Source organism: Bradyrhizobium sp., from assembly GCF_035935975.1.
Taxonomy (GTDB): Bacteria; Pseudomonadota; Alphaproteobacteria; order Rhizobiales; family Xanthobacteraceae; genus Bradyrhizobium.
Window position 1 is genome coordinate 82,384 of sequence record NZ_DASYWN010000023.1, and the last position, 9,205, is coordinate 91,588.

Consider the following 9,205-nt stretch of genomic DNA (forward strand, 5'->3'; position numbering starts at 1 on the left):
ATGGCTTTTGCCGGGAGGAGGTATCACGTGTGAGTGACGAGCCTGCGACACGGCGGAACTCGATGCCATGGACCATCGGGCCCTTGCCTTGGGCAATGCAAAGCCGCCGCGCGATCAATCGCACGGCGGCTCCGAGGTGCCGCAACGGTTCGATTGTCGCGCTAGCTGATCCGCACGGAGAGCTCGACGTCCTCGGCAAACGGCGTGGACATGTAGCCGCTTCCGCGCCTGCGTACGCGCATGAGGTAGTCGGGGCTGTCGTCGGCATTGTCGGCGACGATGATTGCGCCGGGCTTGAGATGGTCTTCGAGCAGATCGAGGATCTCGGGATAGAGCGCCTTGGCGCCGTCGAGCAGCACGAGATCGATCGTATCGGGCAGATCCGCGCGAAGCGTCTGCAGCGCATCGCCCTCGCGGATTTCGACGAGATCGATTAGTCCGCCGGCCGAGAGGTTTTCCCGTGCCCGCGCCGCCTTGGACGGCTCGAACTCGCTGGTGATGAGACGACCGCCGCCGTTGTCGCGCAAGCCCGCGGCAAGGTGGAGGGTGGAGATGCCGAACGAGGTGCCGAACTCGACGATCGTCCTGGCGCCGGAGCTGCGCGCCAGCATGTAGAGCAGCTGCCCCGTCTCGCGCGAGACGGCCAGCGGCGCGTCCTTCAGGCGTCCGTAGAGCGCGCGGTAATCGGTCTTGCTCCGCATCATCCGCGCCCGGTCGGCGTCGGACAGGTCCGCCACGGCGGCTCGCGTTGCACCGCCCGAGGCATCTGCCTGCGCGAACAGGCGCTCCAGCAGCGGCGCGAGCGAAGTGATGGTTGGGGTCGTCATTTCAAGTCTCCAGAGTTCGCGGCAAACACGTGCTTGCGTGGAATGTGAAATACGACTAATTCGTCGCATTTCCTATTCGCATGGATTGGGGCATGCCGTGGTCGATCGCCGAAGTCGTTCAGTTTCCTCACGAAAACAGCCGCAGCAGGCCCGTTCCAGCGAGCTTGTGGCGGCTGTTCTCGATGCGGCTGTTCAGGTTCTGGCCAAGGAGGGCGCGCAGCGTTTCACCACGGCGCGGGTGGCCGAGCGGGCCGGGGTGAGCGTCGGATCGCTCTACCAATATTTCCCGAACAAGGCGGCAATCCTGTTTCGCCTCCAGAGCGACGAGTGGCGGCGCACGAGCGAGCTGTTGCGCGGCATTCTCGATGATCGTGCCAAGCCGCCATTGGTGCGGCTGCGCGCGCTGGTCCACGCCTTCATCCGCTCCGAATGCGAGGAGGCTGCGATCCGGACGGCGCTCAGTGACGCCGCGCCACTCTATCGCGACGCGCCCGAGGCGCAGGACGCGCGGGCCGCCGGCAAGGGCATCGTCGCCAGTTTCATGCAGGAGGCGCTGCCTAACGTCACGGATGCGACGCGCGGGCTTGCCGGCGAGTTGATCACGACGACCATGAGCGAGGTCGGCAAGCGGTTCTCGGAGACACCGCGCGGCGATGCCGAGATCGCGCGTCACGCCGACGGACTGGCCGACATGTTCTGCGCCTATCTCGGCGAGCTTGCACGCCGCTGAACTCATTCCTGACATCCGCGTTTGCGGGCCAATATCGCTTCGGGTTTCACTGGATGATGGGTTAGCCTTGCGTCGTCCTTCATCTTTCGTCCAGCGCGAGCGCCACGCCATGCACGTCCTTCGGCCCCAGTTTCGTATCGAGGAGGCGCGTGCGCTGGAATTCGCAGCCCAACGCGGCTTCGGCATGATCGTTGCGGCCGATGAGCGCGGCCCGCGCGCCTCCCATGTGCCGTTCGTGCTGGACCGGCGCGACGGGCGCACCATTGTGCAGATCCATTTCACCGCGAAGAATCCGCTCGTGCCGCTCGCGGATGGCAAGAGGCGCTTCCTGCTGATCGTGGCCGGCGACGATGCCTATATCTCCAACGACTGGTATTCGTCGCGCGACAACGTCTCGACCTGGCTCTATGAGGCGGTGCATCTGTCCGGCGTGGCGCATCTGCGCGGGCAGGATGAGAATCGCGGCCATGGCGATGCGCTGCTCGCGGTCGCCGAGGCGCGGTTGCCGAAGGCGCCGTGGGACCTCGCGCAGATGGAGCCGGACAAGCGCGAGAGCATGCTGGCCGCGATCCGCGTCGTCGATCTCGTGGTGGACCAGGTCGAGGGGCAGACCAAGCTCAATCAGCACAAGAGCGATGCGGACCATGTCGCGGTCGCGGGCCGGCTGGCGCGGTCGGAGGAGAGCGGACACCGGCGCTTGGCGCGGAAGATGCAGGCGCTGCGGCCGGAGCTGCTTTACGAGCTGCCGTAGCCCGGATGGAGCGCAGCGAAATCCGGGAATCGTGCCGCGAGCTCAGGTCCCGGATTACGCTTCGCCCCATCCGGGCTACGGGTTCTGCGCTTGCGTCGCTCAACGTTTGATCTTACGGACCTCCCCATGCTCGTCATCTCCATTCAAAGCCAGGTGGTCCACGGCCATGTCGGCAACAGCGCGGCCACCTATGCCATGCAGGCGGAGGGCGTCAACGTCGCGGCGGTGCCGACGACGCTGCTGTCGAACCATCCGCGCTATCCGACCTTGCGTGGCCGCGTGCTGGAGACCGAGCTCGTCGCCGATCTCCTCAAGGGCGTCGAGGAACGCGATCTCGTCGACGAGGCCGCGGTGCTGGTCACTGGCTATCTCGGCTCGCCCGGCAACGCCCAGGTGATTGCCGATTTCGTCGAGCGGGCGCTGACGCGGAATTCGAAGCTCGTCTATCTCTGCGATCCCGTGATCGGCGATGACGGTCGCGTCTATGTCGCCGACGGCATTCTGGACGTGGTGCGGCATCGGCTGTTGCCGGCCGCCAACCTGACGACGCCGAACCAGTTCGAGCTTGGGCTGCTGTCGGGAGTGTCGATCGCCGATACGCAAGAGCTGCGCGCGGTGTGCACGGCGCTCGCAGGGGCCGGCCGCATCGACGTCGTTGCCACCGGCTGTACGCTCAGCGACACGCCGGACGGGCAGGTGGAGACGATCCTCTGCGCGGACGGGCAATTGTCGCGCTTTGCAACGCCGCGTCTGCCGATCCGACCCTATGGCACCGGCGATCTCCTTACCGGCCTGATTGCGGCGCATCTGGCCAAGGGCAAGGCGATGGAGGCGGCGGTGCGGCTCGCGGTCGAGACCATCTTCGCCGTACTGGTGCGCACGCAGGAGGCAGGCACAGCCGAAATGCGCCTCGTGCCGCTGCCGATGCCGGGGCGCAAGCCGTAACGGCGTCAGGTCGCGCGCTTGCCGGCCGATTGTGCCGACTTCTGCGGCTTGGCCGGGCTCCTCTGCTCGCGCGCGGCCTGCGCCTTCGGCGGCCTTGCGTGGGCCGCGGCCCGCACGGCCTTCCTGGACTTCGCGCTGGCGACGCGCTCGCCCGTGCCACGCTTGGAGATGTATTCGGCGCCGTCGACCGGGCCGACATGCGGCGGATCGCGGCCAAGATAGGGCCGGCCGATACCCAGCGGCTTGCCATTGGCGTCGACCCACTTCCACAGGATTTCGGTCGAGACCCAACGCTGCGCGCGGTTGTTGCCGGCGGTCGAGACGATGTCGGCGGCCATGCCGTGGCCGTAGCCGCCGCGCGTGCTGCCGCCGTGATAGGAGCGGTCGGAGGCGGCCTTCAGGCCGCTTGCGATCGACTGGCGATAATCGTCGCGGAACGCGCTGGTGATGCCCGGCGAGAGGCCAGCGGCTTCGGCGGCGAGCAGCGTGCGGAACAGCTTTCGCTTGAAGCTCTTGTCCATGCCGCCGATGACGTAATCCATCATCGACATCTTGGCGTGCTCGGCCGCCTTCGGATCCTTCCAGCCGAAATCCTCATCGACGAGCTTCGTGAAGCTGCGCATCACGGTCACCATCTTGCCCCTGCGCTTGATGGTGACGGCGCGGCGTTCCGTGACCTTGATCGAGTCCTCTTTCGCCGTGCGTTGATAGAGGGTCCATAGATAGCGGTCGATGCAGGCGTCCATGACGAAGCATTCGTCGAGCACGGCGACGGTGTCGGCCGGTGGCGATGCCTTGCTGGGGGCCGGCGCCGGCCCGGTCGCGATCGCCGCCGGCGACAGCGCTTCCGATGGGACGACGTCGCCGGGATCGGCGGAGGCGAGCTTGATGGCAGGTTCCGGTGCGGACTCAGCCTCAGCAGCCTCAGACTTAACTTCGGACTTAACCTCAGCCTTGGCCTCGCTGGCGACGGGCGCAGGCTCGGGCGCGATCTGAGGCGTGGGTGCGGCCATCGGCACGATGTCGGTCGGATCGGCCGAGGCGACCTGGACGGCGGGGGCGGGTGTTTCGGGCGGCGGTGCTTCGACCATGGCCACGCTCGGCATCGCGGCCGCGGCGGCGGCGATGTCGGCCGTCAGCGCAACGCCGTCGTCGATCGTCGCTGCGCGCGGGATGTCGGCAAGCTCGAGGCGGGTGAGATCTTTCGCGCGGGAGACGGCGGCTGCATTGGCGCCGCTGTTCTCGATCAAGGCAGGGGCATAGGCGGAGAGGGAGAGCGCCAGCCAGCCGGCCATCACGGCCGAGGGGCATGAAACCGCCACAAGAAGAGACCGCCGATCATTCATGATCCCTGCCTCCAAGGTTCGTGAGCGAACCAGATTGCACAGCCAAGCACGCGGTGCGTCGATTGTTCGGAGGACGATGTGGCCGTGCAATGGCGCAAATCCGCGAAAAATGGCTTTTCACGCGAGTGTTGCCCGGATGCAACTTGAGTTCCATGTATGGAACTATCGGCTATCCATCGGGAAAAACTGGCATAACTGGCTCCGAATGCCGATCAAATTGAAGTAGCCGGATTTACTCAATCTTGGATTGTGAGCGTGCAATGCTCGTGTGCCGGCAACGTCCGGTGGATCTGGGAAGGATATGATTGTGAAATTGAAATGCCTGTTGGTTGAATTCGCGGCCGACGAAACCGGCGCCACCGCGATCGAATACGGCCTGATTGCAGCGGGCATCGCGCTCGCGATCATCGAAGTGATTTATGCGCTCGGAACCAATCTCGTCGAGAAGCTGCAAGCTCTGGCGACCGCGCTGAAGTAGGCGCTCATCCGCGAAGGCAACTGACGGGGGAACAGTCCGAGCCGTCGGGCGCGTTAAACATATCGCCATGCATGACGCGCGATATTGCGTTGCAGCAATGCATGTCGCAATGCAGCAAATCAGGCTTACATGGGCTCTGAACTACTCTTTGGAGCATCACCATGAACAAGAAGACTCTGTCGATCGCAGCCGCCCTCGTCATCGCGGGTTCGACTGCCACCTTCGCTGCCGAGCTGCCTGCCTATGAGGCCAATGGCATTCCGGCCTCGCCCGTGCAGGTCCGCGTGCTCGGCGCCAACCATGTAGAGCAGCGGGTGACGGCGCCCGCCACCAGCGTGACGGCGCTTCAGGCCAGCGTCCTGACGCCGCGCAAGTTGAAGACCGCGACGGTGACTACCGGTTCGGCGCGCTAATCTGAGATCGCACCGAGCCGCGAGCTCGGTGCTTTCAACGACGTCATGGCCGGGCTTGTCCCGGCCATTTTTTTTCAGTCGCGACGATGTGATCGATCGCATCGCGCGTTGATGCGCGCAGTGAGAATCGTCGCGCGGAAAAATTCGCTCTGACACGCGAGTTGTGTATCGCGGTTCAAAACGAGTGTGATCTCTTTAATAGTTGCTTTGCAGATCGCGGCGCTTGATGCGCGCGCCGCATATTGGCGGCCAAGAATCGTTTTCATAATGGAGCCGTCATGCCCGTTGCGCAGAAAGCCGTTGTTGCCGTCACCTCGCCGCGCGATTTTATCGTCCGTCATCTTGCAATGTTCGCCGCCGCCGCGCTGTTCGTGTTTGTGCTGAGCCTGACCTACGGGCTCGATCTCAGCCCCGGCTTCTTCTGAGCAATTACACTCTGCGCGCCGCGCGCAGGCTCGACGGCGAGCGGCCGTAGAGCTCGGCGAAGGCGGCGTTGAAACGGCGCAGGCTGCCGAAGCCTGACTGGAACGCGATATCCGTCATGCTGTGATCGCCGGCGTCGAGCAAACGCTTGGCGCGCTGCACGCGCTGTGTCCTCGCAAGCTGCTGCGGCGTCGCGCCGACATGCCGCTCGAACAGCCGCGCCAGATGGCGCGAGGAGATGCCGAGCCGCATCGCCAGCGTCACCACCGAACATTGGTCGAGCGCGCCCGCATTGATCAGCTTCACCGCGCGCGCGACGGTCGAGCGCGTGCCGTTCCAGGCCGGGCAGAACGGCGCGGTCTCGGGACGGCAGCGCAGGCAGGGCCGGAAGCCCGCGGCCTCCGCCGCTGCAGCCGTCGGATAATAGGCGACGTTGCGCGTCAGCGGCTGCTTGGCCGGACAGACCGGCCGGCAGTAGATGCCCGTCGTCTTCACCGCCGTGAAGAAACGGCCGTCATAGCGGGGGTCCCTGCGCAGGCGCGCGGCGTTGCAGTCGTCAAAACTCAGCATGGCCGGATGATAGCGCACGTCCGCGCGAGTGGAAGCGCCTCGGGATGACCGAGTCCGATTGCGGCGAGCCGCGATGCACGCGCTGACCTAATCCGGGCTACGCAATCTCACTGCGTGCCAGCCCTGCAGCCGCGTGGGTTGAGGCGTTGCGCGCCCTGACATAAGGCTTGGCCATGGATCAGCGGACGAGCGGCGCTGACGCTCTCACTCAAAAGAACGATACGGCACCGGCGCTTCTCGGCGTCGTTTGCGGCCTGACGGCGGCGCTGTTCTGGGCGCTCGGCTTTGCCGGCACGCGGCATGGCCTGAAGGTCGGCTTCACGCCGGTCGATCTGCTCGTGCATCGCTACGTCTGGTCGGGAATCGCGTTCCTGCCGCTGGTCTTTCGCGCCGGCATCTCCGATCTCTGCGGCATCGGCTGGAGCAGGGGGCTGGCGCTGATGGTGCTCGGCGGCCCCGTGATGTCGCTGATCTCCTACACGGGATTCCTGTTCGTGCCGCTCGGCCATGGCAGCGTGATCCAGCCGTCCTGCGCCACGCTCGGCGGGCTCCTGCTCGCGGCCTTGTTCCTGAAGGAGAGGATCTCTGCCTCGCGCTTCGTCGGCGCGCTGGTGATCGTCGGCGGCCTCGCCGTGATCGGCGCGGAATCGATCGGCCATATCGGCGCCGGCGGCGTGCAGGGCGATCTGATCTTCGTGCTGACAGGCCTGATGTTCGCGGGCTTCGGCGCGCTGCTGCGGCACTGGCGCGTCTCGGCGGTGTCGGCCGCGCTCGTCATCAACGTGCTGTCGCTGTTGTTGCTGCCGGTCTATGTCGTCTCGGGCGGGCTCGCGCGCATCGCGGCGATCGGCGTCACCGAAAACGCCATCCAGGCGCTGGCGCAGGGCGTGCTCGCCGGTCCCGCGGCGCTCTATCTCTACGCCGTCTCGGTGCAGCGCCTCGGCGTCGGCCGCGCGGCGGTGTTTCCGGCCTGCGTGCCGGCGCTGACGCTGCTGACCGGCTGGCTGCTGCTCGGCGAGCCGCCGACGATGTTGCAGACCGCGGGCCTCGTGACGGTGCTGTGCGGATTCTACCTGGCGCAACGGCAGCGGTGAGCCCATCCGGGCGACACGCAATCACGCCTTCTTCACGAACTCCGACTTCAGGTTCATCGCGCCGATGCCGTCGATTTTGCAGGCGATGTTGTGGCCGTCGGTGGCTTCCTGCAGGCGGATGTTGCGGACCTTGGTGCCGCCCTTGACGACCGAGGACGAGCCCTTGACCTTGAGGTCCTTCATGACGATGACGCTGTCGCCGTCAGTCAGCACATTGCCATGGGCATCGCGCACGCCGGCCTCCTGCGGCGCATCTGCCATCGCGCCGGCCGCAGCGCTCCATTCATGGGCGCATTCCGGGCAGATCCAGAGATCGCGATCCTGATAGGCGTGCTCGGAATTGCACTTCGGGCATTTGGTGGCGTCGGTCATGGCAGTTGTTGTCTCGCAGCTATTCTTGCGCGGCGCACCGTAGGGGCGGAGCGGGGGAATGCAAGCAAAAGCTCTGCTCCTCGCGCCGATCACGCGTCCATGACGCGCGCGGTGCCCGAGACCCGGATCGAGCTACCTCTGGCCTCGCCGATCTCGGCGCGGATCAGCGAGCGCGCACCCATGTCCTCGCCCTGGACGATGTCGATGGCGCCGCCATGCGGCCAGCCGATGTCGCGCAAGTAGCCGGCGAAGGCCGCGGCGGCCGCGCCGGTTGCGGGATCCTCGATGACCCCGCCGGCGGCAAAGGCGTTGCGGACATGAAACAGGCGCGGCGTCTCGATGTTGACGAATGCGATGGTGACGAGGCCTGATTGCGCCATCAGCGCGCGGCCGCGTTCGAAGTCATATTCCATGCGCGCCAGTGCCGCGCGCGATGTCAGCGCGAGGACGGCATGATCGGCGCCGCCGTGGATTGTTGCCGGCGGCAGTCTCGGGTCGAGATCGGAGGCCGCGTAGCCGAACAGGTGCAGCAGTGCGTCCCGCAGCGAGGCATCGAGCGGCGCGTTGCGCGTCGGCGGCGACTGCAGCGCGGCTGCGATGGTGGTGCCGTCGCGGCGTCCCGACACGGAAATGACGGCATCGTTGAGGTGCAGCGTGAAGCTGCGGTCGCCGTGACGCTGCGCAAGCGCGGCGCCCAGCGCGATGGTGGCGTGGCCGCAGAACGGCACCTCCATCAATGGCGAGAAGTAGCGCACGCGCCAGGCATCACGCTCCGGCGCGGCGAAGGCGGTTTCGGAGAAGCCGACCTCGGCGGCGATCGCCTGCATCTGCGCTGCATCGGGCAGGACGTCGCCGATCCAGACGCCGGCGGGATTGCCGCCTCGGTTGCCGTCGGAGAAAGCTGCGATGCGGAGGACTGTGGTCATGGGGATTTCCTGTAGCCCGGATGAGCGGAGCGACATCCGGGTTCTGTCCGAGCAGACGCAGCGGTCCCGGATATCGCTCCGCTCATCCGGGCTACGGGCTTACCAACTAGAACATCGAAAACAACCCCATGCACAGTAGCCAAGTCGTTGAATTTGCGAATATTCGTATTTTACGAAATTGACCTTGCTCCGACGAGGCTGAGCAAGAATTGGTTTGTTGGCTGTCCTAGGCCGTAGCGAACCGGGCGATTGCGATCTGGGGCTGGAATATTCGCCAAGAGGTCGATAGAGCAACCTTTATGCCCTGCAGGAGGGTTACGAAGGTGCATC

Annotated in this window: 12 protein-coding genes; 7 read left to right on the forward strand and 5 right to left on the reverse strand. The window is 65.7% G+C overall.

Annotation, left to right across the window (positions count from 1 at the left end; genetic code table 11):
• Positions 1-161 precede the first annotated feature (161 nt).
• The gene (locus tag VGR99_RS11685; protein WP_326898515.1) at positions 162-827 is read right to left on the reverse strand and encodes an O-methyltransferase; all 666 of its coding nucleotides are present in this window, start codon (positions 825-827) and stop codon (positions 162-164) included.
• A 97-nt stretch (positions 828-924) separates the two neighbouring features.
• On the opposite strand from VGR99_RS11685, the gene VGR99_RS11690 reads away from it, so the two are divergent.
• From VGR99_RS11690 to pdxY, 3 genes are all read left to right on the forward strand, one after another.
• Complete coding sequence (locus tag VGR99_RS11690; protein WP_326898517.1) at positions 925-1,557, forward strand: TetR family transcriptional regulator; 633 nt, start codon at positions 925-927, stop codon at positions 1,555-1,557.
• Positions 1,558-1,666: 109 nt separating this feature from the next.
• Complete coding sequence (locus VGR99_RS11695; RefSeq protein ID WP_326898518.1) at positions 1,667-2,308, forward strand: FMN-binding negative transcriptional regulator; 642 nt, start codon at positions 1,667-1,669, stop codon at positions 2,306-2,308.
• Positions 2,309-2,434: 126 nt separating this feature from the next.
• Complete coding sequence (gene pdxY, locus VGR99_RS11700; RefSeq protein WP_326898520.1) at positions 2,435-3,253, forward strand: pyridoxal kinase; 819 nt, start codon at positions 2,435-2,437, stop codon at positions 3,251-3,253.
• 5 nt (positions 3,254-3,258) lie between these two features.
• On the opposite strand, the gene VGR99_RS11705 is transcribed toward pdxY, so the two are convergent.
• Positions 3,259-4,599: a hypothetical protein gene (locus tag VGR99_RS11705; protein ID WP_326898522.1), complete on the reverse strand. Its 1,341-nt coding sequence runs from the start codon at positions 4,597-4,599 to the stop codon at positions 3,259-3,261.
• A gap of 307 nt (positions 4,600-4,906) precedes the next feature.
• Between VGR99_RS11705 and VGR99_RS11710 the strand changes: the two genes are divergently transcribed.
• The 3 genes from VGR99_RS11710 (at position 4,907) to VGR99_RS11720 (ending at position 5,915) form a co-directional block, all read left to right on the forward strand.
• On the forward strand, positions 4,907-5,077 hold the full coding sequence (locus VGR99_RS11710) for a Flp family type IVb pilin (RefSeq protein WP_326898523.1): 171 nt from the start codon (positions 4,907-4,909) through the stop codon (positions 5,075-5,077).
• A 161-nt stretch (positions 5,078-5,238) separates the two neighbouring features.
• Complete coding sequence (locus tag VGR99_RS11715) at positions 5,239-5,490, forward strand: hypothetical protein (RefSeq protein WP_326898524.1); 252 nt, start codon at positions 5,239-5,241, stop codon at positions 5,488-5,490.
• Positions 5,491-5,768: 278 nt separating this feature from the next.
• A complete protein-coding gene (locus tag VGR99_RS11720) occupies positions 5,769-5,915 on the forward strand; it encodes a hypothetical protein (protein WP_326898525.1) in 147 nt (48 codons plus the stop codon).
• Between the two features lie 4 nt (positions 5,916-5,919).
• On the opposite strand, the gene VGR99_RS11725 is transcribed toward VGR99_RS11720, so the two are convergent.
• The gene (locus tag VGR99_RS11725) at positions 5,920-6,483 is read right to left on the reverse strand and encodes a bifunctional transcriptional activator/DNA repair enzyme AdaA (RefSeq protein ID WP_326898526.1); all 564 of its coding nucleotides are present in this window, start codon (positions 6,481-6,483) and stop codon (positions 5,920-5,922) included.
• A gap of 173 nt (positions 6,484-6,656) precedes the next feature.
• Between VGR99_RS11725 and VGR99_RS11730 the strand changes: the two genes are divergently transcribed.
• Positions 6,657-7,577 (forward strand): DMT family transporter, encoded by a 921-nt coding sequence (locus tag VGR99_RS11730; RefSeq protein ID WP_326898527.1) that lies wholly within the window; start codon positions 6,657-6,659, stop codon positions 7,575-7,577.
• Positions 7,578-7,598: 21 nt separating this feature from the next.
• Here the strand turns inward: VGR99_RS11730 and VGR99_RS11735 are convergent, their stop codons facing one another.
• Together VGR99_RS11735 and VGR99_RS11740 are read right to left on the reverse strand one after the other, a co-directional pair.
• On the reverse strand, positions 7,599-7,949 hold the full coding sequence (locus VGR99_RS11735) for a zinc ribbon domain-containing protein YjdM (RefSeq protein ID WP_326898529.1): 351 nt from the start codon (positions 7,947-7,949) through the stop codon (positions 7,599-7,601).
• Positions 7,950-8,038: 89 nt separating this feature from the next.
• Positions 8,039-8,875 carry a PhzF family phenazine biosynthesis protein gene (locus tag VGR99_RS11740; protein WP_326898530.1) on the reverse strand — a complete coding sequence of 279 codons (837 nt, stop codon included), beginning with the start codon at positions 8,873-8,875 and terminating at the stop codon, positions 8,039-8,041.
• Positions 8,876-9,205: the final 330 nt, after the last annotated feature.

What these genes read in the sequence shown, in the direction of transcription:
- VGR99_RS11725 (WP_326898526.1), bottom strand. Translation starts at nt 6,483, where the DNA reads ATGCTGAGTTTTGACGACTGCAACGCCGCGCGCCTGCGCAGGGACCCC.
- VGR99_RS11730 (WP_326898527.1), top strand. Translation starts at nt 6,657, where the DNA reads ATGGATCAGCGGACGAGCGGCGCTGACGCTCTCACTCAAAAGAACGAT.
- VGR99_RS11705 (WP_326898522.1), bottom strand. Translation starts at nt 4,599, where the DNA reads ATGAATGATCGGCGGTCTCTTCTTGTGGCGGTTTCATGCCCCTCGGCC.
- VGR99_RS11720 (WP_326898525.1), top strand. Translation starts at nt 5,769, where the DNA reads ATGCCCGTTGCGCAGAAAGCCGTTGTTGCCGTCACCTCGCCGCGCGAT.
- pdxY (WP_326898520.1), top strand. Translation starts at nt 2,435, where the DNA reads ATGCTCGTCATCTCCATTCAAAGCCAGGTGGTCCACGGCCATGTCGGC.
- VGR99_RS11735 (WP_326898529.1), bottom strand. Translation starts at nt 7,949, where the DNA reads ATGACCGACGCCACCAAATGCCCGAAGTGCAATTCCGAGCACGCCTAT.
- VGR99_RS11740 (WP_326898530.1), bottom strand. Translation starts at nt 8,875, where the DNA reads ATGACCACAGTCCTCCGCATCGCAGCTTTCTCCGACGGCAACCGAGGC.
- VGR99_RS11685 (WP_326898515.1), bottom strand. Translation starts at nt 827, where the DNA reads ATGACGACCCCAACCATCACTTCGCTCGCGCCGCTGCTGGAGCGCCTG.
- VGR99_RS11715 (WP_326898524.1), top strand. Translation starts at nt 5,239, where the DNA reads ATGAACAAGAAGACTCTGTCGATCGCAGCCGCCCTCGTCATCGCGGGT.
- VGR99_RS11695 (WP_326898518.1), top strand. Translation starts at nt 1,667, where the DNA reads ATGCACGTCCTTCGGCCCCAGTTTCGTATCGAGGAGGCGCGTGCGCTG.